Raw genomic sequence first — 23,519 nt, 5'->3', positions numbered from 1 at the left:
TCGATGAGTCGCGCGAGGTGGCGACGTGGGGCGAAAGGAAGGCCGTAATTATACCCGGAAGTCGGTCGCCCCAGACCGGCCAATCGGTAGCGTGCATGCACCGCAACGGTGCCACGGTGCGCGCCGCGCACAGCCCGCCCGCCGGGCCGCCCCGCGCGGGCGCGGCAGCCGGCGGCCGTGGCGCGGCTGCACGGTCCGTGCTCGCCCGGCGCCGGTTCGCGCGATTTTGGCGCTATCATTCCGGGTTCACCGGGCCGGGGCCCTCAGCGAATTCTCACCGGGCGGCGCCTGCGCGCCGCCCGTCATCGAAGCAATCCATGGATGTCATCGTCATCGGCGGCGGAATCAGCGGCGTCGCCACCGCCTACCAGTTGCGCGCGGTCGGCCATCGCGTGTGCGTGGTCGAACGTCACGCCACCGTCGCGCAGGGTGCGACCTACGGCGACGGCGGCGCGCTGCTGCCGAGCCCGCTCGACGTCTGGTTCGGCCCGACCTTCATGCGCCAGCGCCAGCCGCGCGACAGCGGCATCGTCTACAAGCCGGGCTTCAACGGCGGCGTGCGCCGCTTCGTCAAGCAGCTCGGCACGCTGCGCGAACCCGACGCGTTCGCCGCCCAGTACGCGCGGCTGCGCCCGCTGATCGATGCGTCGCGCGACACGCTCGCCGACATCGAGACGCGCCTCGAACTCGAATTCGAACAGAAGCCCGGCATCCTGCACGTGGTGCGCGATGCGCGCGACTGGGACGCGATGCAGCCGGCGCTCGACCTGCTGCGCACGCTCGACCAGCCGTACCGCCTGCTCTCCGCCGACGAATGCGCGACGCTCGAACCGTCGGTGCCGGCCGAACCCGGCTTCGCCGGCGGCGTGCTGCTCGAGACCGAACGCACCGGCAATTGCCCGCTGTTCGCGAAACTGGTCAAGCAGACGCTCGACGAGCACGGCGTGCAGTTCCGCTTCGGGGCGGAAGTCGCCGCGATCCGCGTCGACACCGGCCGTGCCGCGGTCGAGCTCGTCCCGCCCGGCGACCGGCGCGCGTCGAACGCACGCGAGGTCGACGTGATTTCCGCCGATGCGATCGTGGTCGCCGCCGGCGCCGGCAGCCTGCCGCTGCTCGACCGGCTCGGCTGGCGTCTGCCGCTCCATCCGGTGCGCGTCCATACGCTCACCGCACCCGTCGCGTACGAAGAACACGCGCCGCACTTGAACGTCATCGATTCGATCAAGCGGATCTCGATCACGCGCACGCACCAGCGCCTGCGCGTCGGCGGTGGCGCCGTGCTGCAGAGCCTGCCCGATACCGCGAAGCCGCTCGCCGAGCCGCTGTCCGAGGCCGCGCTCGCGCTGCTCGGCCAGGCCGTCCACGACTGGGTGCCCGGCGCCGCGCGGATCTCGGCCGCGTTGTCGTGGCAAGGCACGCAGTTGCTGTCGCCGGACGGCCTGCCGGTCGTCGGTCCGACCCCGCATCCGCGCGTGTTCGTCAATTTCGGACACGGCCCGGCCGGCTGGGGGCTCGCATGCGGGTCTGCTAAAGTGGTGACCGACTATCTGGGCGGCGACGTGCAGCACTGGCCCGCCGACACGCTCGCCGCGCTACGCGCCGGGCGCTTCACGACCTGACCGCCGCGGGCCCGCTCCCGGCGGCCACCTAGCCAGCCGCCACGACCCCGCGATGACCGTTACCCGCCCGCTCCCCGATTCCGCTCCGATCGCGCTGCTGCGCGTCACCGACCTGCGCACGGCCGAAACCGACGCGGCGGCGGCGCTGCCGCCGCATACGCTGATGGGCCGCGCCGGCGCCGCGGCCGCGCACTGGCTGTCCGAGCGCATGGCCGGCGACGACCGCCCCGTGTGGTTCGCGGTCGGCCCGGGCAACAACGGTGGTGACGCGCTGGTTGCCGCCGCTCACCTCCAGCAGCTCGGCGTCGCCACGCAAGCGTGGATGCCGGTGCCGGTGAAACCGGACGACGCGCAATGGGCGCTCGGCCTCGCGCGCGCAGCCGGCGTACCGCTGTCCGCCACACCGCCTGCTTCGCTGGACGGCTTTGCATGGGTCGTCGACGGGCTGTTCGGCATCGGTCTCGGCCGCGCGCTCGACGGCGCATTCGCCGAGCAGGCCCAGCGCATCGCCGCGCATGCGCGCAGCGGCAGCCAGGTGCTCGCCCTCGATGTACCGAGCGGGCTCGACAGCGATACGGGCCAGATCGTCGGCGCGGGCGTCGCTGTTGCCGCTACCCATACGCTCACTTTCATCGCCGCGAAACCGGGCCTCTACACCGGCGAAGGCCGCGATCTCGCCGGCGAGATCGACGTCGCCTCGCTCGGCGTCGCGCCGCCCGCGGCGCCGGCCATCGTGCTGAACGCGCCCGCGCGGTTCGCCGCCGCGCTGCCCGCGCGCGCATTCGCGTCGCACAAGGGCACGTTCGGGAGTGTCGCCGTGCTCGGCGGCGACATGGGCATGTGCGGTGCGCCGATCCTGGCCGCCCGCGCCGCGCTGTTCGCCGGTGCCGGCAAGGTGCACGTCGGCTTCCTCGGCGCCGGTGCGCCGCCGTACGACCCGCCGTTCCCCGAACTGATGCTGCATCCGGCCGACGGCCTCGAGCTCGGCGCGATGACCGCGATCGCGGCCGGCTGCGGGCTGGGTACGCGCGAGGCGGCGACGACGCTCGTGCGCGACGTGCTCGCACACGATGCCGCGACGCTGCTCGATGCCGATGCGCTGAACCTCGTCGCGACACATGCCGATCTCGCGACCGCCGTCGCCACGCGCGGTACGCGCGGCAATCCGTGCGTGCTGACGCCGCATCCGCTCGAAGCCGCCCGGTTGCTCGGCAGCGACACGGCGACCATCCAGCGCGACCGCGTGGCGGCCGCGCAGGCGCTCGCGGCTCGCTACGTGGCGAACGTCGTGCTGAAAGGCTCGGGCACGGTGATTGCGGCGCCCGACGGCCGCGTGACGATCAATCCGACCGGCAATGCGGCGCTCGCGACGGGCGGCACCGGCGACGTACTCGGCGGACTGATCGGCGCGTTGCTCGCGCAGCGCGTCGCACCGTACGAGGCAGCGCTCGCGGGCGTCTACCTGCACGGCCTCGCGGCCGACACGCTGACCGCACACGGCACCGGCCCGGCCGGACTCACGGCCGGCGAACTCGCGCCGATGGTGCGCACGCTGATCAATCGCCTTTTTTATGCGTCGCCGCGCGCCGACACATAAGGCCGCTATACTGACTGCCCCGCCGCACGGCGGGCCCTCTCGTCCGCCGGCCTTCCGATCCCGATGAGCCGGCGCGGCATTCCTCCCGATTCACGCTTCACTCGAACCGCCATGACGCTGAATTCGCTCCCCGCCTGGACTGCCCTTCAATCCCACTTCGAGCAAATCCGCCATGCTCGCCTGCGCGACTGGTTCGCGCCGGAACACGACCACGCGCCGACGCGTGCCGAACGCTTCACGCTCGCAGGCGGCGGCCTCGCGGCCGATTTCTCGAAGAACCGCATCAATGACGAGACGCTGCGCCTGCTCGTCCAGCTCGCGCGCGACGCGGGCGTCGAAGCACGCCGCGACGCGATGTTCGCGGGCGAGATCGTCAACCCGACCGAAGGCCGTGCCGCGCTGCACACCGCGCTGCGCGCGACCGATCCGCAAGCGCCGTTCCACGCGCAGATCAGCGCCGAGCGCGCGAAAATGGCGACCTTCGCGCGCGCCGTGCGCAGCGGCACGTGGACGGGCTACACCGGCAAGCGCATCCGCCACGTGATCAACATCGGCATCGGCGGCTCCGATCTCGGGCCGAAGATGGTCGTGCATGCGCTGCATCACGTCGCGACGCCTGAAATCTCCACGCACTTCGTGTCGAACGTCGACGGCGCCGATCTCGCGCGCGTGCTCGAGCAGGTCGACCCCGAAGAAACGCTCGCGATCATCGTGTCGAAGACGTTCACGACGCTCGAGACGATGACGAACGCACGCTCGCTGCGCGACTGGTTCGTCGCGCGCGGCTGCCCCGAGGACGCGCTCGCGAAGCACTTCGTCGGCGTGTCGGCGAACCCGGCGGAAGTCGTGAAGTTCGGCATCGCCGCGGACAACGTGTTCGAAATGTGGGACTGGGTCGGCGGCCGCTATTCGCTGTGGTCGGCAGTCGGCCTGTCGATCATGATCGCGATCGGCCCCGAGCAGTTCGACGAGCTGCTGGCCGGCGCGAACGACATGGACCGTCATTTCCGCGAAGCGCCGCTCGAGCGCAACCTGCCCGTGCTGCTCGGCCTGATCGGCATCTGGTACCGGAATTTCTTCGGTTCGCAGAGCTATCTCGTCGCACCGTATTCGGAAGCGCTGCACTACCTGCCGTCGTACCTGCAGCAGCTCGAAATGGAGAGCAACGGCAAATCCGCGCGCCTGGACGGCACCTTCGTCGACTACCCGACCTCCGCCGTCACGTGGGGCGAGCCGGGCACCAACGGCCAGCACGCGTTCTTCCAGATGCTGCACCAGGGGCCGACGATCGTGCCGATCGACTTCATCGCGGTGCTGACGCCCGAGCATCCGCTCGCGAGCCATCATCCGAAGCTGCTGGCGAACTGCTTTGCGCAGAGTGAGGCGCTGATGCTCGGCCGCACGCTCGACGAAGCGCGCAAGGTGGCGGGCCCGGGCAAGGAGGCGCTCGCGCCGCACCTGACGTTCCCGGGCAACCGCCCGACGACGACGCTGCTCGTCGAGGCGCTGACGCCGCGCACGCTCGGCGCGCTGATCGCGCTGTACGAACACAAGGTGCTCGTGCAGGCAACGGTGTGGGACATCAATCCGTTCGACCAGTGGGGCGTCGAGCTCGGCAAGATTCTCGGCAAGGTGGTGGAAGCCGACCTGACGGCCGAGTCGGTCGATCCGGCCAAGCACGACTCGTCGACCACCGCGCTGATCGAGCGCGCCCGCGCGGCGCTGAAGCGCTGACGCGCTCGGGTATCGCGGCGCCATGCCGATGCCGGCCGCGCAGCCCTGCTTGCGCGGCCGGCCGCTCCATTCAGGTGCCGCGCCGCTCCGCGTGCGGCTCGACGATGCGTCCGGCGTCGATCGTCACGGTCGTCGCACAGCGGCGCGCAAGTTCGACATCGTGCGTGACGAGCACGAGCGTGGCACCGTGCGTGCGGTTCAGTTCGAACATCAGGTCGATGACGGCATGCCCGGTGGCCGCATCGAGGCTGCCGGTCGGCTCGTCGGCGAACAGAATCGCCGGGCGCGTGACGAATGCGCGTGCAAGCGCGACGCGCTGCTGCTCGCCCCCGGACAACAGCTTCGGATAATGCGCGGTGCGCTCACCGAGACCGACCTGCACGAGCAGCGCCCGGGCGCGATCGGCTGCCTCACGCGCGCTGATGCCGCCCTGCAGTTCGAGCGGCAGCATCACGTTCTCGAGCGCCGTCAGGTGCGGCATCAACTGGAACGACTGGAACACGAAGCCGACTGCGCCGTTGCGCAGCGCCGCGCGCGCATCCTCGTCGAGCTGGTCGAGCGCGCGACCGAGCAGGCGAACCGTGCCGCTCGTCGCGCTGTCCAACCCGGCAAGCAGGCCGAGCAGCGTCGATTTGCCCGACCCCGACGCGCCGACGATCGCGAGGCTGCTGCCCGGCTGCACGGCAAGTGTGATGCCGTCGAGGATCGTCAGCTCGCCCGTTGCATCGGCGACCCGCTTGCATACGTCATGGACTTCGATGATCGGATCGGTAATCTTGAACATGGACACGACATTTCGCTGGAAAAGACGCGCGGCGGTCGCCGCGCTGCTGGGCACCTTGCTCGCTGCCACCGTGCCGGCGCGCGCCGCAACGACGCCGGCGGCGACATCAGGCCAGCCCGTGATCGTCGTGCTCGGCGACAGCCTGTCGGCCGAATACGGGCTACCGCGCGACACCGGCTGGGTGGCATTGCTGCGGCAACGGCTCGCGACCGAGCGAATCGATTATAGCGTCGCGAACGCCAGCGTCAGCGGCGACACCACGAGCGGTGGCCGCGCGCGGCTGCCCGCGGTGCTGCAACGGCTCAAGCCGTCGATCGTCGTCGTCGAGCTCGGGTCGAACGATGCGCTGCGCGGCGTGCCGCTCGCGACGACCGAGCAGAACCTGCGCGACATCATCGCCGGCGCGCGACAGGCGCGGGCGAAGGTCGTGCTGGTCGGCATGTATGTGCCACCCAATTACGGCCCCGACTATACGCAGAAGTTCCACGCCGTCTATACGCGGCTGTCGAAGGATCTCGGCGTGCCGCTCGTGCCGTTCCTGCTGGCCGGCATCGAGAACAAGCCGGAGTTGTTCCAGGCCGACCAGATGCATCCCGCGCAGCAGGCGCAAGGCATTCTGCTCGACAACGTCTGGCCTGCGCTGAAGCCGCTGCTCGGCAAGCCGCGCGGCTGACGCTGCCGCCCCGCCGGAAAACAAAAAGCCCCGCATGAAGCGGGGCTTTTTGTTGCGTGCGAAACGACGCTCAGTTGTCGCCGTCCTGCGTCTGGCTGGCCGTCGAACCGTACAGCTTCACCTTCGAGCGGTCACGCAGTGCGGCGAGATACGCTTCGCCTTCGCTCTGCGCGTCGACCTGCGCCATCTGCTGCTGCGCGGCGGCCAGTTGCTGCGGATCGACCGCCGACCCCGGGATCACCGCGTTCACGCGGTAGATCGCGTAGCCGTCCGCGCCGAGATCGACACCGACGTACGCCGGCAGCGTCTTCGCATCGACCTTGTACACGGCGCTGAGTGCAGCCGGCGTCAGGCCCTGCGACTGCGTGCGCGACACCTTCTGCGCGGCCGCGAACCCGTCGACCGACTTCGACTTCTGCAGTTCGGCAAGCTTCGCCGCGCCGTCCTTCTTCGCGAGCTCCGCAGCCTGTTCGGCAACGACCTTCTGGCGCACGACGTCCTTGATCGCGTCGAGCGCGGGCACGGCGGCCGGCTTGTAGTCGGTCACGCGCGCCGAGATCAGCGTGTTGTTGCCGACGTCGATCGCCTGCGTGTTGTTCTGGCTCTTCACCGAGTCGTTGGCGAACACCGCGGCCAGGAACTTCGGATTGTTCAGCGGGCTCGTCGGCGGCAGCTGCGGATTCGGCGTCGGCGTGACGGTGGCCGTCTGGATCGTCAGCTTGTACTTGTCCGCGGCCGGCTGCAGCGTCTTGGCCTTTTCATAGACGGTAGACGTGAAGCCTTCCGCGTTGTCCGTGAACGCCTTCGATGCGTACTGCTGCTTGAGCTCGACTGCGATCTGGTCCTTCACGTCAGCGAACGGCTTGACGGCGGCCGGCTTCACTTCCGTTGCCTTCAGGATGTGGAAGCCCAGATCCGACTGCACGACACCGCTCACGTCGCCCTGCTTGAGCGCGAACGCGGCATCGTCGAACGCCTTGCCGCCTGCCGTCGAGCCACGCGTGATGAAGCCGAGGTCGCCGCCCTTCGCGGCCGACGGTGCGTCCTGCGAGCTCTTCTGCGCGATCTGCGCGAACTGGTCCGGATGCGCCTTCACGTCGGCCAGCAGCTGCTCGGCCTTCGCCTTCGCCGCAGCCTTGTCGGCCGCGCTTGCGTTGCCCGGCGCGGCGATGAAGATGTGGCTCACGCGCACCTGTGCTTCGGTGCGGAAGTGCGTCGGGTTGTCGTCATAGAACTTCTTGATGTCCGCCTCGGTCGGCTGCGCGCCCGCGGCCGCTGCGGCGGGCGAATAGACGAGGTACTGGATCGTCGCGGTCTCCGGCGTCGCGAAGCTCTGCTTGTGCGCGTCATAGTACGCGGCGAGCTGCGCATCGGTCGGTTGAACCTTCGCGGCGAAGTCGCTCGTCTTCAGCACGAGCGCCTGCACTTCGCGCTGCTGCGCGGCGAGTTCGGACAGGCGTTGCGCGAGGCTCTTCGGCGTGAATGCGCTCGACACGATGCTGGCCGGAATCTGTTGCAGCGCGAGGCTGTAGCGCACGCGCTCCTGATACTGCTCGGGCGTCATCCCCTGGAACGACAGCAGTTGCGCATAGCGCTCGACGTCGATCGAACCATCGGGCTTCTTCAGCGACGCAATCATCGGGTCGCTCATCAGCGCGTCGCGCACGGCGTTGTCGGATGCGGTCAGGTGCAGACGTTGGGTCTCGTCGGCCAGCACGCGTTGCTGGATCAGGCCGTCGAGCACCTGCTTGCGGTGCTCGGGCGTATCGAACATCTTGATGTCGAACTGCCCGCCGAGCGCCTGACGCGCCTGATCGATCTGCTGACGGAACGCGCCGTCGAATTCGACCCGCGTGATCTTGTGCCCGTTGACTGCCGCGACGTTCGCGCTGTCGTCGAAGAAGCCGCGGAAGCCTTGGATCCCGACGAAACCCAGCCCCGGCAACACGATCAGGAGCAGGAGCGCCATCATCAGGCGCTGGTGATTACGGAAGAAATCGAGCATGCGTGACGGGAAAATTGGACAAAACGACCGATATTACAACATACGGAGTGGGACGGGAGAAAAGCAGGCGTCGCGTGGGCGACTACGGCGCGGCAAACAGGCGCACAAAACAAAAATGCCCGCACGCGGCGGGCACTTTCGTTCGTTTGGCGGAGCGGACGGGATTCGCCCACATGCTGCAGGCCGCGGCTGCGCTTGCAGGCGCCGCTAAACGCAAATGAAAAAGCCCGCACAAGGCGGGCTTCTTCATTTTCTGGCGGAGCGGACGGGACTCGAACCCGCGACCCCCGGCGTGACAGGCCGGTATTCTAACCGACTGAACTACCGCTCCTTGGTCTGGCTGAATCAGGAAACTGGTGGGTGCTGAGGGGTTCGAACCCCCGACCTACGCCTTGTAAGGGCGCCGCTCTACCAGCTGAGCTAAGCACCCGTTTCCGATTCGTTCTGGCTGCGATCTGCGTTTCGGCATCAACAACCAGCGAGCCCGCAAGTTTAATTCATCCCCGATCATTTTGCAAAGCCCCGGCGCGAATTTTTTAAACGTTCGCGCACACGATTCGGCGACGCATAAAAAAACCCGCGGCCATGCCGCGGGTTTCGTGAACAACCGTCAGGAACGACGATGTCCCGATGCTTAGTGCTTGACGAATTCCGTCGAGCCGGCATCCTTCGCCGCATCGGCGACCGGGGCCGCCGCCTTCGCCTCTTCTTCCGGCGGCAGCGGGGTCGGCGAACGCTCGAGCGCGAGTTCCAGCACCTTGTCGATCCAGCGGACCGGCACGATCTCGATCGCGTTCTTCACGTTGTCCGGAATCTCGGCGAGATCCTTCACGTTCTCTTCCGGGATCAGCACGAGCTTGATGCCACCGCGATGCGCGGCAAGCAGCTTCTCCTTCAGGCCACCGATCGGCAGGACTTCACCACGCAGCGTGATTTCGCCCGTCATCGCGACATCGGCACGCACGGGGATACCCGTCAGCACCGACACCAGCGCGGTCGTCATCGCACCGCCTGCGGACGGACCGTCCTTCGGCGTCGCGCCTTCCGGCACGTGGATGTGGATGTCCTGCTTCTCGAACGCTTCGTCCTTGATGCCGAGACGACGCGAGCGCGAGCGCACGACCGAACGTGCCGCCTCGACCGACTCCTTCATCACGTCGCCGAGCGAACCCGTACGGATCACGTTGCCCTTGCCCGGCATCACCGCGGCTTCGATCGTCAGCAGATCGCCACCAACTTCCGTCCACGCGAGGCCCGTCACCTGACCGACCTGGTTTTCCTTCGCCGCGAGGCCGAAGTCGTACTTGCGTACGCCGAGGAACGTATCGAGGTTTTCGCCGTCGACCTTGATCGCGCCCGATGCCTTCTTCAGCAGCAGCATCTTCACGACCTTGCGGCAGATCTTCGACACTTCCCGCTCGAGCGAACGCACACCGGCTTCACGCGTGTAGTAGCGGATGATGTCGCGGATCGCCTGCTCGGTGACCTCGATCTCGCCTTCCTTCAGCCCGTTGTTCTTCTTCTGCTTCGGCAGCAGGTAACGCTGGGCGATGCTGACCTTCTCGTCTTCCGTGTAACCCGACAGGCGGATCACTTCCATCCGGTCGAGCAGCGGCGGCGGGATGTTCAGCGAGTTCGACGTCGCGACGAACATCACGTCCGACAGGTCGAAATCGACTTCGATGTAGTGATCGGCGAACGTGTGGTTCTGTTCCGGATCGAGCACTTCGAGCAGCGCCGACGACGGATCGCCGCGGAAATCCATGCCCATCTTGTCGACTTCGTCGAGCAGGAAGAGCGGATTGCGCACGCCGACCTTCGTGAGGCTCTGCAGGATCTTGCCCGGCATCGAACCGATGTACGTACGGCGGTGGCCACGGATCTCGGCTTCGTCACGCACGCCGCCGAGCGCCATCCGGACGAACTTGCGGTTCGTCGCGCGGGCGATCGACTGGCCGAGCGACGTCTTGCCGACGCCCGGAGGCCCGACGAGGCACAGGATCGGCGCCTTCACCTTGTCGACGCGCTGTTGGACCGCGAGATACTCGAGGATACGTTCCTTCACCTTCTCGAGGCCGAAGTGATCCTCGTCGAGCACCTGCTCGGCGTTCGACAGGTCGTTGTTGACCTTGCTCTTCTTGCGCCACGGCAGGCCGATCAGCGTGTCGATGTAGTTGCGCACGACGGTGGCTTCCGCCGACATCGGCGACATCAGCTTCAGCTTCTTCAGCTCGGCGTCGGCCTTCTTCTTCGCTTCCTTCGGCATGCGCGCGGCGTTGATGCGCTTCTCGAGTTCCTCGAGATCCGCGCCCTCTTCGCCTTCGCCCAGTTCCTTCTGGATCGCCTTGACCTGTTCGTTCAGGTAGTACTCGCGCTGGCTCTTTTCCATCTGGCGCTTCACGCGCCCGCGGATGCGCTTTTCGACCTGCAGGATGTCGATCTCGGCTTCGAGCTGCGCGAGCAGGTGCTCGAGGCGCTCGATGACCGGGAACATCTCGAGGATGTGCTGCTTCTGGTCGAGCTTCAGCGGCAGGCGCTCGGCGATCATGTCGGCGAGGCGGCCTGCTTCGTCGATGCCCGACAGCGACGTGAGGATCTCCGGCGGGATCTTCTTGTTCAGCTTCACGTACTGGTCGAACTGCGACACGATCGCGCGGCGCAGCGCTTCCGTTTCAGCGCTGTCGGCGTGATCGGGCTCGAGCGGCATCACTTCGCAGGAGAATTGCGTTTCCTGCTCTTCGATCGACAACGCCTTCGCGCGCTGCAGGCCCTCGACGAGCACCTTCACGGTGCCGTCCGGCAGCTTCAGCATCTGCAGGATGTTGGCGATACAACCGACCTCGTACATGTCCTTTTCGGTCGGTTCGTCCTTGGCCGCGGTTTTCTGGGCGACGAGCATGATGTGCTTGCCGCCTTCCATCGCTGCTTCGAGGGCCTTGATCGATTTCGGCCGGCCCACGAAGAGCGGAATCACCATGTGCGGGAAAACGACGACATCCCGCAGCGGCAGCAGCGGGAGCGTGATGCGTTCCGGCGGGAGAAGTTGGGTGCCTGACATTTCATTTCCCCATGAGTGGAATCAATTGTTCGGTAATTGAGGCCGCCACAACGAATTGCAAGCCTTCAAGTGCGGGAAATATTCGGTAAGAAAGTAACCACCGCGTGTCGAGTCAGAGTTACCCACAAGATAAACGAAAAAAAGCCGCCCACGGTCTCATGAACGGCCTTTTTCGCAGAACATCGTCGGCAAGCCGGTCAGTTCGAACCCGCCACCTTCGGCGTGTCCTCGTAGATCAGCAAAGGCTTGCCGTCGCCATCGATGACGTTCTCGTCGATGATGACCTTGCTGACCCCTTTCATCGTCGGCAGCTCGTACATCACGTCGAGCAATGCCTGTTCGATGATCGAACGCAAACCGCGCGCGCCGGTCTTGCGGCGGATCGCCTTGCGGGCGACTGCCTGCAGTGCGCCCGGCCGGATCTCCAGCTCGACGCGCTCCATCGCGAACAGCTTGTGATACTGCTTGACGAGCGCGTTCTTCGGCTCGACCAGGATCTTCATCAGCGCGGCTTCATCGAGCTTGCCGAGCGTCGCGACCACCGGCAGGCGGCCGATCAATTCGGGGATCAGACCGAATTTGATCAGGTCTTCCGGTTCCGTTTCGCGCAGCACCTCGCCCGCGTCGCGTTCCTGCTTGCTCTTGACCGTCGCGCCGAAGCCGATACCGGTTTTCTCGGTACGATCGGTGATCACCTTCTCGAGGCCGTCGAATGCACCGCCGCAGATGAACAGGATGTTGGTCGTGTCGACCTGGATGAAATCCTGGTTCGGGTGCTTGCGGCCGCCCTGCGGCGGCACCGACGCCATCGTGCCCTCGACGAGCTTCAGCAGCGCTTGCTGGACACCCTCGCCCGACACGTCGCGCGTGATCGACGGGTTGTCCGACTTGCGGCTGATCTTGTCGATTTCGTCGATGTAGACGATCCCGCGCTGGGCCTTGTCGACCTCGTAGTTGCAGTTCTGCAACAGCTTCTGGATGATGTTCTCGACGTCCTCGCCGACGTAGCCGGCTTCGGTGAGCGTCGTCGCATCGGCGATCACGAACGGCACGTTGAGCAACCGCGCGAGCGTCTGCGCGAGCAGCGTCTTGCCGGAGCCCGTCGGGCCGATCAGCAGGATGTTGCTCTTCGACAGCTCGACGTCGTCCTTCTTGTCGAGATGCTTCAGGCGCTTGTAGTGGTTGTACACGGCCACCGCGAGGATCTTCTTCGCTCGTTCCTGGCCGATCACGTACTGATCGAGGATGTCGCGAATTTCCTGCGGGCTCGGGAGATCCGACCGGGACAGGCTGGCCTCGACGCCGGCGGCAGCCGCCTCGTCGCGAATGATTTCGTTGCAGAGGTCGATGCATTCATCGCAGATGAACACCGACGGGCCCGCGATGAGTTTTTTCACCTCATGCTGACTCTTTCCGCAAAACGAGCAATACAACAGCTTCTCGCTGTTCGAACCTTTTTTGTCCGCCATGAATGTAGAGCCTCCGGACAGGTAAATGACATGATACGCCGATTGCTCCGGACGCCGCGCCTAGGGCGCGACCGGAGCCGGCTGGATGCGCTTGCCGCAGATGCTCAGGGCACTCGGGACGTTTGACGGCGCCGCCCGAATCGGGGCGGCACCCCGTTTAAGCTCACGGACGCTTCAGCAGCACCTGATCGATCAGCCCATACGCCTTCGCGTCCTCGCTCGACATGAAGTTATCACGATCGGTGTCGCGCGCGATGCGCTCGACGTCCTGGCCCGTGTGCTGCGCGAGCAACTGGTTCAGCCGCTCCTTCAGGTAGAGGATTTCGCGTGCCTGGATCTCGATGTCGGATGCCTGGCCGCGTGCGCCGCCGAGCGGCTGGTGAATCATCACGCGCGAGTTCGGCAGCGCGAAACGCTTGCCCTTCGCACCCGACGCGAGCAGGAACGCACCCATGCTGGCCGCGAGGCCCATGCACAGCGTCGACACGTCCGGCTTGATGAACTGCATCGTGTCGTAGATCGCCATGCCGGCCGACACCGACCCGCCCGGGCTGTTGATGTACAGGCTGATGTCCTTGTCGGGATTCTCGCTCTCGAGGAACAGCAGCTGCGCAACCACGAGGTTGGCGGTCTGGTCGTTCACTTCGCCGACCATGAACACCAGGCGCTCCTTCAGGAGACGCGAGTAGATATCGTACGAACGCTCGCCGCGGCCGCTCGTTTCGACGACGATCGGCACCAGCCCCAGCGCTTGCGCCTCGAAACCCTGCGGCGCGTTCGAAGCAAGCATGTCCAGCAATTCAGCGCGAGTGATCATTCAATGAACCTTGTTCGAATGGAAAATTGAACGGAAGGAAGCCGCCCGCTCAATCGCCATATTAATGGCAACCGTGCGCTTGACGTAAAAACGGCGTGCGGGCCGTCGCTCCGACAGCCGGCACGCCGCTAGAGCAACACTTACGCTTGCGCCGATGCGCTCGCGAGTGCTTCGAAGCTCACTTCCTTGTCCGTCACCTTCGCCTTGCCCAGCACGAAATCGACGACGTTGCTTTCAACGACGAACGCTTCCATCTCGGCGAGGCGCTGCTGGTTCGAATAATACCAGCGGACCACTTCCTTCGGGTCTTCGTAGCTCTTCGCGAACTCGTCGACTTCCGCGCGGATCTGTTCCGGCTTCGCCTCGAGGCCGTTCGCCTTCACGAGCTCGGCCAGCACGAGGCCCAGCTTCACGCGACGTTCTGCCTGCTCGGTGAACATCTCGGCCGGGATCGGTGCGTCCTTCGCGTTCGGCACGCCGCGCTGCGCCAGATCCTGGCGAGCCATTTCGACGAGGCGTTGCTGATCCTGCTCGATCAGCGCCTTCGGCACGTCGAGTTCGGAAATCTTCAGCAGCGCGTCCATCACCTGGTTCTTGACGATCGACTGCGTGCGGCGCTTCGCTTCACGCTCGAGGTTTTCCTTGATCTCGGCGCGCATCTTCGTGAGATCGCCGTCTTCGATGCCGAGCGACTTCGCGAATTCGGCGTCGATTTCCGGCAGGTGCGGCCACTCGATCTTCTTCATCGTGACCGTGAACTGCGCCGTCTTGCCCGCGACGTCCTTGCCGTGGTAGTCCTCCGGGAACGCCAGGTCGAACGTGCGCGATTCGCCGACCTTCAGGCCCAGCGCCGCGGTTTCGAATTCCGGCAGCATGCGGCCTTCGCCGAGCACGAACGGGAAATCTTCAGCCGTGCCGCCCTGGAACGCGACGTCGTCGATCTTGCCGACGAAGTCGACCGTCACGCGGTCGCCGTTCTTCGCTGCGGTGTCCGCGCCGCCGTCGCCGTGCTCGCCGGCTTCGCCACGTGCGTGGTAGTGCACGCGCTGCTTGCGCAGGATGTCCAGCGTGCGGTCGATTTCGGCGTCGCCGATCGACGTCGTCGAGCGCTCGACTTCAGCGGTCGCCAGATCGCCGATCTTGACTTCCGGGTAGACCTCGAACGTCGCATCGAACGCGTACGCACCTTCAGCCTGCTCCTGCTTCGGCTCGAAGCTCGGCTGGCCAGCGACGCGCAGGTTTTCCGCGCGGCTGATCGTGAAGAATTCCTGGCCGATCTTGTCGCTCAGCACTTCCGCCTCTACCTGACCCGCGTACTGTTGCGCGACCATCTTCACCGGCACCTTGCCCGGGCGGAAACCCGGCATGCGCACGGTCTTCGCGAGTTTCTGGATACGGGCGTCGATTTCCTTCTGCACGGTGTCTTTCGGCAGGGAAATCGTCACGCGGCGTTCAAGCTTGCCGAGGTTCTCAACAACGTTAGCCATGGCTTCAATCGTCCTAAAATTATTCGAGCGAATCGGGTTTTCCTTGCCGTGCCTGCCTGCGGCGTGATGTGTGTCACATCCACTCGCCGCGCCGGAGCGCCACGCCATCCCTGCACGCGCCGGATGGCTAGCGCAAGCGGCTCGGAGCACGGCTTTGGCCGGAAGAATCGACTATTCTAGCAAACAATTTTCATCACACCGCCAGATCGGCGCGACGCGCATGCGTCCGCGCCGCGTCAACCGCCCTTTGCACGGCAATGCAAGCGGATCGCCGCTATGCCGAACGCCGTATCCACCACGGGCCCGCCATCCTGTAAGCTCCAATTGAGAGGTCGCCGCCGTCGCGGCCCCAATATTCGTCACACCAATCACGCCTTCCGGAGACACCATGCCGCAACACCCGTCCGCGCCTGTCGTCGTCATCGCGCCCGATTCGTTCAAAGGCTCGCTTTCCGCCGAGCAGGTCGCGGACGCGATCGCCACCGGCATCCGCCGCGCCCGGCCCGACGCCGTCGTGCGCTGCTGCCCGATGGCCGACGGCGGCGAAGGCACGCTCGACGCGATGCTGGCAGGCGGCGGCACGCGGCGCACGCTGCGGGTGGCCGGCGCGTCGCTCGCGGCACGCGATGCGGCGGTCGGCGTGATCGATGCGCGCACCGCGATCGTCGAGACCGCCGAGATCGTCGGCATTACGGATCCGGTCGGCATGAGCGTACCGGTCGACGCGCGCAGCACGCGCGGGATGGGCGAGGCGATCCGCACGCTGCTCGACGAAGGCGTGCGCCGCTTCTTCGTCGCGCTCGGCGGCAGCAGCACCAACGACGCGGGCGCCGGGCTGCTCGCGGGCCTCGGCCTGCAGTGCTTCGACGCGGCCGGCCAGCCGGTCGAGCCCGTGCCGTCGCGGCTCGCCGACATCGCGCGCATCGACGCGTCGGGGCTCGACCCGCGCCTGAAGGAAACGGAATTCATCGGCATGTCCGACGTCGACAACCCGCTGACGGGCGCGCACGGCGCGACCGCCGTGTTCGGCCCGCAAAAGGGCGTGACGCCCGCGCAGGTTGCAACCCTCGACGCCGCCCTCGCCCGCTTCGCCGACCTCCTCGAAGCCGCGCTCGACCGTCGCGGCCGCGACTTGCCGGGCGCCGGCGCGGCAGGCGGCCTCGGTTTCGCGCTGCACATGCTCGGCGCGCAGTTCGAAGCGGGCGCCGAAGTGGTCGCGCGGCAGGTCGGCCTCGATGCGGCGCTCGCCGGCGCCGACTGGCTGATCACCGGCGAAGGCCGCTCGGACGTGCAGACGCTGCACGGCAAGGCGCCGTTCATCGCGTGCCGCCACGCGCAGGCCGCCGGCGTGCCCGCATCGCTGCTGTCGGGCGCGGTCGACCCGGCCGCGCTGCCGCGCCTGTCCGAATATTTTTCCGGCTGCTTCTCGCCGGCTCCCGGGCCGATCACGCTCGACGTCGCGATCCGCGACGCGGCCAATCTGCTCGCGAACGAAGCGGAGCAATTGACACGCCTGAAGTACGGCGCACACTGACCGTTGACCCGAGCGCGCGATACAGGAACAATCGGGCCCGCCCTTTTTCTTCAGGATTCGACATGAAAGGCCGTCAAGCCGGGCTCGATCAGTTTCTGACCTATCGCCTCCATGCGCTCACGAAGCGCTCCGACCGCGGGATCGGCGAGGTGTACCGGCACAAGCTCGACATCTCGCTGCCCGAGGCGCGCGTGATCGCCGCCGTCGGCGCCTTCGGCCCGTTCTCGATCATGGATCTCGCGCGCCACACCAATCTCGACAAGAGCCAGGCGAGCCGGGCAGCCGAGGCGCTGCTGCGCCAGGGGCTGCTCGAACGCAGCGCAAGCGAGGAGGATGGCCGGATCGTGCTGATCGCGCTCACCGCCGACGGCCGCGCGCTGCATCGCAAGATCATGCCGATCGTGCGCAAGTGGAACGACGGCTTGCTCGCGTGCCTGTCCGACAGCGAACGCCAGACGTTCGAACGGCTGCTCGACAAGGTCGTCGCGCACGCGACCGAGCGGGACGACTGAACCGCGACACGGGCGCAGCGCCCGCAGGTTTGATCCGACGAATTCGACGGGCCGCCCCGGTCGCTTGATCCGCGACGTGGGCGGCCCGCTTTGCGTCATGCCGCGCTACGCGATGCAAACGAACCACAGCGCGCCGCCTTGCCTGCGTCGAGCATGCAGCGGCCCGGCCCGCACTACAGCCCGCTGTTCGTCGCGCGCTGTCGGAGCAGCCCGAGCACCGCGTCGCAATACGGGGTCGGCACGCCGAGCTTGCGCCCGAGTTCAGGGAACACGCCAAGGATCGGCCCGATCTCGAGCGCGCGCCCCGCTTCGAAATCCTGCAGCATCGACGTCTTGAACGCGCCGAGCTTGCGCGTGACCGCGATCCGCTCGGGCCCGCTCATCCCCGTCGACAGACCGAGCTTCGCGCCGATCGCGGCCGCCTCCTCCATCATCCGCAGCGCGAGATCCTGCGTGAACGGATCGTCGAGCAGCTGCTCGGCCGTCGACCCCGTCAGCGCGCTCAGCGGATTCATGTTCATGTTGCCCCACAGCTTCGTCCAGATCTCGGTCCGGATCGCAGGCGTCGACTCGACGTCGAAACCACCCGCCGCGAGCGCCGCGGCGAACCGGGCCGTGGCGACGTCAAGCCGCGGATCGGGCGCACCGACGATCAACCGGTTGCCGCGTCCGCGGCGCACGATGCCCGGCGCGTCGGTACTCGACGACAGGTGCACGACGCAACCGATCGCCTGCGCGGGTGGCAACGCCGCCGACACCGCGCCGGCCGGATCGACCGCATCGAGCGGCACGCCGTCGAGCGCGCCTGCGAGCCCGTGCGTGAACCACCACGGCAGCCCGTTCATCGCCGCGACGATCACGGTGTCCGGCCCCACCAGTGGCGCGATGCGCGCGGCCAGCGTCGGCAACGCCTGCGCCTTCAGGGCGATCACCACGTAGTCCTGGACCCCGAGCGCGGCCGCATCGTCGCTCGCCCGCACCGGAACCGACGATGTCTCGCCCGCCTCGTCGATCACACGCACGTCATGCGCATTCAGCGCGTCGAGCGTCGCGCCGCGCGCATACGCGCTCACGGTCATGCCGGCCCGCGACAGCGCGGCCGCGAGCAATCCGCCGATCGCGCCGACCCCGACCACCGCCGCGCGCACCGACCCTGAATTCGTGTCGTTCATGATGAAATTCCGTCTCCTGGGAACTGACGAGCATAGCGCTCAATAGTTGCGGACACAACCATTCGCGCGACCGCATGCCACGTGCGGCGGTCGTGCGACCCAGCACAACTCAGCGCGGCTCGCCACCGGCTTCCAGCGGCTCGTCGTCGGCCGCGCTGCCCGTCGCGCCGAGCACGCCGGCGATCTGGCTCTTGTCGTGCATGCCGAGCTTGCGGTATGCGCAGCGCAGGTAGTGGCGCACGGTCGTCGGCGAAATCGCCATCTGTTGCGCGACTTCCTTGTGCGAGCGCCCTGCGCCGTAATAGCGGATCGCCGCGAGCTCGCGCGGGCTCAGCCGGTCGAGCAGCGAGCGCGGCCGCGCCTCGATCTGGAACAGCCCCGCAACCGGCACGCACTGGATTCGCAGCGCCTCGCCGACGAACGGCTGGCCCGGCTGTCGCCGCAAATGCGCGACGAGCGGCTCCGGCACGCGTGCACCGGCCCATGCCGGCCATTCGGTGCGCAGCACGTCGTCGAAACCGTGATCGGCATGGTGAAGCACGCCGAAGTTGTCGCACAGTGCACGCGCCGCCGGTGCGACCGTTTCACCGCGTTCGCGCGTGAGCTGCGCGGCGCGATTGATCGTCAGCGCCGCCGCGAGATGCGGAATCACTTCCTCGAAGCGGCGTGCATCGTCATCGCTGAACGGGCGATTCAGGCCCTGGCGGTAGATCGACATGAACGTCGTCAGGCCGAACCGGCGATCGAGCGTGCACACGCACATCAATTGTGCGAGCCCGTACTTCACGCACCAGTCGCGAAACCGGGCATCGAGCCCCGGTTCGACGACCGACAACCGCACCGCATGGCCATACGCGCCGCGCAGCGTGCGGCGCGCGAGCGGGTCGCAATCGCGCACGCGCTTCCAGTCGCTGAAGAACGCGTGCGGCAGACGGTACAGGAAGCTGTTGTGCATCACCGGGCCGGTCGGCACGTGGGTCGCGACGCCCGTCCATGCGGCGTCGAACGGGATGAGCGCCTGCAACAGCGAAAAGAACCGGTATTCGAATTCGCCGATGCCGGACCGGGCAGCAACCGCGTACAGGTCGAGCAGCATCAGCCCGAGTTCGCGCTGCGATGCGTCGCCGCGCGTGACGCCGTCGAAATCGGCGCGCCGGGCGGGCAGCGGCGGCCACGCGAAGTCGTCGAGCACGATGGCGGCCGGCACGTCACGCAGCGCATCGAGATCCTGCCCGAAATCCGTCGTGATCCTCACCTTCCGCTCCCCTGCCCGATCCGGGCTGCTGATGTGCGCAACGACACCGGCCGATTATAGCGATCGGCTTTTTTGACGGGCCACGGTTCCGGAACGGGCGCCAGCCCCATCCATTTGAACGGTGCACGGCACGTTGCTGCTCCGCAGCACGCCGCGCGACGGCTACTCGCCGCTTGCGTGCCGCGCACCCCGGGTTTTCCACCCCGTTCATCTGTACGACTGTTCGACGGTTTTCCCGCTGCGGACACTGCGTCGCGACAACACCAACGACACACCGATGCAGGACGGTATGGAGAATCCCACGTGACGAAACCCCGCTTCATCCGCACGGCCGCGGCCGTCGCGACATTTGCCGCGTGCGGCGCTGCCGCGCACGCGCAGACGAGTCTCACGCTGTACGGCGCGCTCGACGCCGGCGTGCAATACCTGACGCACGCCGACGGGCACCACTCGGCCGTGCAGTTGCAGAACTACGGCATCCTCCCTTCGCAGATCGGGCTGAAAGGTCACGAAGATCTCGGCGGCGGCTGGCGTGCGCTGTTCAAGCTCGAACAGGGTCTCAACCTCAACGACGGCACCGCGACCGTGCCCGGCTATGCCTTCTTCCGCGGCGCATACGTTGGCATCGCCGGGCCCGTCGGCACCGTCACGCTCGGCCGGCAGTTCAGCGTGCTGTTCGACAAGACGCTGTTCTACGACCCGCTCTGGTATGCGTCGTACAGCGGCCAGGGCGTCATCGTGCCGCTGAACGCGAACTTCATCGACCACTCGGTCAAGTACCAGTCGCCGACGTTCGCCGGCTTCGACGTGGAGGCGCTTGCCGCGACATCCGGCGTCGCCGGCAATACACGCGCCGGACGCGTGCTCGAACTCGGCGGCCAGTTCACGAGCAACGGCCTGTCGGTCAGCGCGGTACTGCATCAGGCTCACGGCGATGTTTCGGCGGCCGACGACACGTCGGCGCGCCGCCGCGAACTCGGCACGCTCGCCGCGCGCTACGCGTTCGCCACACTGCCGCTCACCGTCTATGCAGGCGTCGAACGCCTGACAGGCGACCTCGACGCGGCACGCACGATCGTCTGGGGCGGTGCGCGCTACCAGATGTCGAGCGAGATCGGCCTGAACGCGGGCGTCTACCACACCGACTCGCGCACACCGGCAATCGGCCACCCGACGCTGTTCATCGCGAGCACCACGTACGCGCTGTCGAAACGCACCGTCGCCTACGTGAACCTCGGCTACGCACGCAACAGCGGCCAGAGTTCGCAGACCGTCTACGAATACGACCCGACGCCGCTCGCCGGCGCATCGCAGTTCGGCGCGATGGTCGGCATGTACCACCTGTTCTGATTCCCCACGCGAGAACCCGCCATGAAAACCCTTTCACCGGATGCCGCACTCCCGTCCGACGGCCGCGCATCGACCTTCGCGCGCTCGACGCTCGTCGCGCTCGTCGTGTTCGCGGCCATCACGCCGCTGCTGCTGCTCGTGGCACCCGCCGTCGCGGGCCAGCTCGCGACGCAGCTCGGGCTGTCCGCGTCGCAGATCGGCACTTACTTCTTCGTCGAACTCGGTGCGTTCAGTCTCGCAACCGTGCCGTCGTACCTGTGGCTCGGCCGGGTCGACGCGCGCCGCGTCGCCGCATTCGCCATCGCGCTGTTCGGCGCGGGCAACCTGCTGACCGCACTGTGGATGCCGGGTTTCGTCGCGCTGCTCGCGCTGCGCGCCGTCACCGCGCTCGGCGGCGGCTCGCTGATGGTGCTCTGCATGACGAGCGCCGCGACGAGCGAGAACAGCGACCGCGTGTATGGCCTGTGGGTCGTCGGCCAGTTGATCGCCGGTGCAATCGGCCTGTTCGTGCTGCCGCATGTGTTCGCGGCGTTCGGGTTGCGCGCGCTGTATATCGCGCTCGCCGCGCTCGCGCTGTTCGCGGCGCCGCTGTCGCGCGGCTTTCCGTCCACGCTGGGCACGCGGGCCGCACCCGCGCAGAACGCGCGCAACGCTGCGGCGCAGACACCGCAAAGCTTCGTCGTACTCGCGATCGGCGCGGTGCTCACGTTCTATCTCGCGATCGGCAGCGTGTGGACGTTCGCAAGCCGCGCCGCGACCGAAGCCGGGCTCGATCCGCAGTCGACCGGCAACGTACTCGCGATCGCAAGCGTGATGGGCATCGCCGGTGCGGCGCTCGCGTCGTGCGCAGGCGGCCGGCTCGCGCGGCGCGCGATGCTCGCGGCCGGTTACGCGTTGCTGGCGGCCTCGCTCGTCGCGCTCGCGGTGATGCGGCATGCAGGCGGCTACAGCGCGGCGATCTTCGCGTTCAAGTTCGCGTGGACGTTCGTGTTGCCGTTCATCCTCGCGACCGTCGCGCAGATCGACACGTCGGGCCGCCTCGTGGCCACGCTCAATTTCGTGATCGGCGCGGGCCTCGCGGCCGGCCCGTTGCTCGCCGGGCTGATGCTCGACGCCGGCGGCACGATGCGCGTGCTGTTCACGGCCGCGACAGCCGTCGCGATCGTGTCGTTCGCCGCGCTGCGCCACATCGACCGCCGCACGCGCGCCTCCATTTCCACCCACCCGTGACAGGTCACGCACATCCATGAATCGCACTGCCTTCTTCACCGACGAACGCACTTTCTGGCACACCGGCGGCACGCACGCGCTGTTCTTCCCGGTCGGCGGCTGGGTCCAGCCGCCGTCGAGCGCGGGCTACGCGGAATCGCCCGACTCGAAGCGCCGTTTCCTGTCGCTCGTGCTGGCCTCGGGCCTGGCCGCGCAGCTCGACCTGCGCGGCGCCGAGCCGGCCTCGACCGCCGACCTGCTGCGCATTCACCCCGCACACTATCTCGACGCGTTCCGCGCACTCAGCGACGCGAACGGCGGCGACCTCGGCGACCTCGCGCCGTTCGGCAAGGGCAGCTACGAGATCGCTGCGCTGTCGGCCGGACTCGCGATCGCGGCCGTCGATACGGTCCTCGGCGAACGTGCGGCAAACGCCTTCTCGCTGTCGCGGCCGCCCGGCCATCATTGCCTGCGCGATCGCCCGATGGGTTTCTGCCTGCTGGCGAACATCCCGATCGCGATCGAGGCCGCCCGCGCGAAACACGGCATCGAGCGCGTCGCGGTGATCGACTGGGACGTGCACCACGGCAACGGCACGCAGTCGATCTACTACGACGATCCGGACACGCTGACGATCTCGCTGCACCAGGATCGCTGCTTCCCGCCCGGCTACAGCGGCGCCGACGACCGCGGCGAAGGCGCAGGCGTCGGCGCGAACCTGAACGTGCCGCTGCTCGCGGGCAGTGGCGACGATGCATATCGCTACGCGTTCGAACGAATCGTGCTGCCGGCGCTGGAGCGTTTCCGGCCCGAGCTCATCATCGTCGCGAGCGGGCTCGACGCAAGCGCGGTCGATCCGCTCGCGCGCATGCAGTTGCATACCGACAGCTACCGGTTCATGACGCGTGCGGTGAAGGAGGCTGCGCAACGCCATTGCGGCGGGCGGCTCGTGATCGTTCACGAAGGCGGCTATTCGGAGGCGTACGTGCCGTTCTGCGGGCTCGCGATCGTCGAGGCGCTGGCGGGCGTTCGCACCGACGTCGCCGATCCGATGCTCGAGCTCGCGATCGCGCAGCAGCCGGGTGCGCGGTTCGTTGCGTTCCAGCGCGAATTGCTCGACGAACTGGCTACGTCGTTCGGGTTGTAGCGCGCGCCGGCGGACGCGACGAGGGCCGGCCGACGCCGGCCCTCTTGCGCGATCGGTGCGGATGGGGTTTCCTGTGCCTTTATCCCCGTTCCGGCAC

Annotated in this window: 17 protein-coding genes and 2 tRNA genes; 9 read left to right on the top strand and 10 right to left on the bottom strand. The window is 67.2% G+C overall.

Annotated features, from left to right (window positions below; all coding sequences use genetic code 11):
- Positions 1–317 precede the first annotated feature (317 nt).
- The 3 genes from CFB34_RS31290 to pgi all read left to right on the top strand — a co-directional run bounded on the left by CFB34_RS31290 (position 318) and on the right by pgi (position 4,950).
- Complete coding sequence (locus CFB34_RS31290; RefSeq protein WP_089440295.1) at positions 318–1,619, top strand: FAD-dependent oxidoreductase; 1,302 nt, start codon at positions 318–320, stop codon at positions 1,617–1,619.
- Between the two features lie 52 nt (positions 1,620–1,671).
- Complete coding sequence (locus CFB34_RS31285; RefSeq protein ID WP_089440296.1) at positions 1,672–3,216, top strand: NAD(P)H-hydrate dehydratase; 1,545 nt, start codon at positions 1,672–1,674, stop codon at positions 3,214–3,216.
- A gap of 111 nt (positions 3,217–3,327) precedes the next feature.
- On the top strand, positions 3,328–4,950 hold the full coding sequence (pgi, locus tag CFB34_RS31280; protein ID WP_089440297.1) for a glucose-6-phosphate isomerase: 1,623 nt from the start codon (positions 3,328–3,330) through the stop codon (positions 4,948–4,950).
- 70 nt (positions 4,951–5,020) lie between these two features.
- On the opposite strand, the gene CFB34_RS31275 is transcribed toward pgi, so the two are convergent.
- Positions 5,021–5,734 carry an ABC transporter ATP-binding protein gene (locus tag CFB34_RS31275; RefSeq protein WP_089440298.1) on the bottom strand — a complete coding sequence of 238 codons (714 nt, stop codon included), beginning with the start codon at positions 5,732–5,734 and terminating at the stop codon, positions 5,021–5,023.
- Here CFB34_RS31275 and CFB34_RS31270 point away from each other — a divergent pair.
- Positions 5,733–6,407, top strand: a complete 675-nt coding sequence (locus CFB34_RS31270; protein ID WP_089440299.1) for an arylesterase — start codon at positions 5,733–5,735, stop codon at positions 6,405–6,407. The genes CFB34_RS31275 and CFB34_RS31270 overlap by 2 nt on opposite strands.
- A 70-nt stretch (positions 6,408–6,477) precedes the next feature.
- On the opposite strand, the gene CFB34_RS31265 is transcribed toward CFB34_RS31270, so the two are convergent.
- From CFB34_RS31265 to tig, 7 genes are all read right to left on the bottom strand, one after another.
- Positions 6,478–8,412, bottom strand: a complete 1,935-nt coding sequence (locus CFB34_RS31265; protein WP_089440300.1) for a SurA N-terminal domain-containing protein — start codon at positions 8,410–8,412, stop codon at positions 6,478–6,480.
- A gap of 254 nt (positions 8,413–8,666) precedes the next feature.
- Positions 8,667–8,743: transfer RNA gene (locus CFB34_RS31260), tRNA-Asp, on the bottom strand.
- Positions 8,744–8,766: 23 nt separating this feature from the next.
- Positions 8,767–8,842, bottom strand: a tRNA-Val gene (locus tag CFB34_RS31255).
- Positions 8,843–9,046: 204 nt separating this feature from the next.
- Entirely contained in the window at positions 9,047–11,470 is a 2,424-nt protein-coding gene (gene lon / locus CFB34_RS31250) for an endopeptidase La (protein ID WP_011352361.1), read from the bottom strand.
- Between the two features lie 197 nt (positions 11,471–11,667).
- Positions 11,668–12,939, bottom strand: coding sequence for an ATP-dependent Clp protease ATP-binding subunit ClpX (clpX, locus tag CFB34_RS31245; protein ID WP_006489345.1), 1,272 nt, complete (start codon positions 12,937–12,939; stop codon positions 11,668–11,670).
- Between the two features lie 163 nt (positions 12,940–13,102).
- Positions 13,103–13,756, bottom strand: a complete 654-nt coding sequence (gene clpP / locus CFB34_RS31240; RefSeq protein WP_010092137.1) for an ATP-dependent Clp endopeptidase proteolytic subunit ClpP — start codon at positions 13,754–13,756, stop codon at positions 13,103–13,105.
- A gap of 140 nt (positions 13,757–13,896) precedes the next feature.
- Complete coding sequence (gene tig / locus CFB34_RS31235) at positions 13,897–15,243, bottom strand: trigger factor (protein ID WP_089440301.1); 1,347 nt, start codon at positions 15,241–15,243, stop codon at positions 13,897–13,899.
- A 388-nt stretch (positions 15,244–15,631) separates the two neighbouring features.
- Here tig and CFB34_RS31230 point away from each other — a divergent pair, with 388 nt between their 5' ends.
- Together CFB34_RS31230 and CFB34_RS31225 are read left to right on the top strand one after the other, a co-directional pair.
- Entirely contained in the window at positions 15,632–16,777 is a 1,146-nt protein-coding gene (locus CFB34_RS31230; protein ID WP_089440302.1) for a glycerate kinase, read from the top strand.
- A gap of 62 nt (positions 16,778–16,839) precedes the next feature.
- Complete coding sequence (locus CFB34_RS31225; RefSeq protein WP_039367176.1) at positions 16,840–17,289, top strand: MarR family transcriptional regulator; 450 nt, start codon at positions 16,840–16,842, stop codon at positions 17,287–17,289.
- A 173-nt stretch (positions 17,290–17,462) separates the two neighbouring features.
- On the opposite strand, the gene CFB34_RS31220 is transcribed toward CFB34_RS31225, so the two are convergent.
- Together CFB34_RS31220 and CFB34_RS31215 are read right to left on the bottom strand one after the other, a co-directional pair.
- Positions 17,463–18,461, bottom strand: coding sequence for a 2-dehydropantoate 2-reductase (locus CFB34_RS31220; RefSeq protein WP_089440303.1), 999 nt, complete (start codon positions 18,459–18,461; stop codon positions 17,463–17,465).
- Positions 18,462–18,570: 109 nt separating this feature from the next.
- Positions 18,571–19,716, bottom strand: a complete 1,146-nt coding sequence (locus CFB34_RS31215) for a helix-turn-helix transcriptional regulator (protein ID WP_089440304.1) — start codon at positions 19,714–19,716, stop codon at positions 18,571–18,573.
- A gap of 303 nt (positions 19,717–20,019) precedes the next feature.
- Here CFB34_RS31215 and CFB34_RS31210 point away from each other — a divergent pair, with 303 nt between their 5' ends.
- From CFB34_RS31210 to CFB34_RS31200, 3 genes are read left to right on the top strand one after another with little or no spacing between them, the layout of a single operon-like run.
- Positions 20,020–21,066, top strand: a complete 1,047-nt coding sequence (locus CFB34_RS31210) for a porin (RefSeq protein ID WP_089440306.1) — start codon at positions 20,020–20,022, stop codon at positions 21,064–21,066.
- A 21-nt stretch (positions 21,067–21,087) separates the two neighbouring features.
- Complete coding sequence (locus tag CFB34_RS31205) at positions 21,088–22,296, top strand: MFS transporter (protein ID WP_089440307.1); 1,209 nt, start codon at positions 21,088–21,090, stop codon at positions 22,294–22,296.
- Between the two features lie 16 nt (positions 22,297–22,312).
- A complete protein-coding gene (locus CFB34_RS31200) occupies positions 22,313–23,422 on the top strand; it encodes a class II histone deacetylase (RefSeq protein ID WP_089440308.1) in 1,110 nt (369 codons plus the stop codon).
- The last annotated feature ends 97 nt before the right edge of the window (positions 23,423–23,519 follow it).

The organism is Burkholderia sp. HI4860, assembly GCF_002223045.2.
Lineage (GTDB): Bacteria > Pseudomonadota > Gammaproteobacteria > Burkholderiales > Burkholderiaceae > Burkholderia.
The sequence above is the reverse complement of the archived record's forward strand: the minus strand, read 5'-3'. Positions and strand labels throughout refer to the sequence as shown.

Excerpts from the sequence above, each read along its gene's own strand:
- CFB34_RS31290 (WP_089440295.1), top strand. The coding sequence starts at position 318 with ATGGATGTCATCGTCATCGGCGGCGGAATCAGCGGCGTCGCCACCGCC.
- CFB34_RS31285 (WP_089440296.1), top strand. The coding sequence starts at position 1,672 with ATGACCGTTACCCGCCCGCTCCCCGATTCCGCTCCGATCGCGCTGCTG.
- pgi (WP_089440297.1), top strand. The coding sequence starts at position 3,328 with ATGACGCTGAATTCGCTCCCCGCCTGGACTGCCCTTCAATCCCACTTC.
- CFB34_RS31270 (WP_089440299.1), top strand. The coding sequence starts at position 5,733 with ATGGACACGACATTTCGCTGGAAAAGACGCGCGGCGGTCGCCGCGCTG.
- CFB34_RS31275 (WP_089440298.1), bottom strand. The coding sequence starts at position 5,734 with ATGTTCAAGATTACCGATCCGATCATCGAAGTCCATGACGTATGCAAG.
- CFB34_RS31265 (WP_089440300.1), bottom strand. The coding sequence starts at position 8,412 with ATGCTCGATTTCTTCCGTAATCACCAGCGCCTGATGATGGCGCTCCTG.
- lon (WP_011352361.1), bottom strand. The coding sequence starts at position 11,470 with ATGTCAGGCACCCAACTTCTCCCGCCGGAACGCATCACGCTCCCGCTG.
- clpX (WP_006489345.1), bottom strand. The coding sequence starts at position 12,939 with ATGGCGGACAAAAAAGGTTCGAACAGCGAGAAGCTGTTGTATTGCTCG.
- clpP (WP_010092137.1), bottom strand. The coding sequence starts at position 13,756 with ATGATCACTCGCGCTGAATTGCTGGACATGCTTGCTTCGAACGCGCCG.
- tig (WP_089440301.1), bottom strand. The coding sequence starts at position 15,243 with ATGGCTAACGTTGTTGAGAACCTCGGCAAGCTTGAACGCCGCGTGACG.
- CFB34_RS31230 (WP_089440302.1), top strand. The coding sequence starts at position 15,632 with ATGCCGCAACACCCGTCCGCGCCTGTCGTCGTCATCGCGCCCGATTCG.
- CFB34_RS31225 (WP_039367176.1), top strand. The coding sequence starts at position 16,840 with ATGAAAGGCCGTCAAGCCGGGCTCGATCAGTTTCTGACCTATCGCCTC.
- CFB34_RS31220 (WP_089440303.1), bottom strand. The coding sequence starts at position 18,461 with ATGAACGACACGAATTCAGGGTCGGTGCGCGCGGCGGTGGTCGGGGTC.
- CFB34_RS31205 (WP_089440307.1), top strand. The coding sequence starts at position 21,088 with ATGAAAACCCTTTCACCGGATGCCGCACTCCCGTCCGACGGCCGCGCA.
- CFB34_RS31200 (WP_089440308.1), top strand. The coding sequence starts at position 22,313 with ATGAATCGCACTGCCTTCTTCACCGACGAACGCACTTTCTGGCACACC.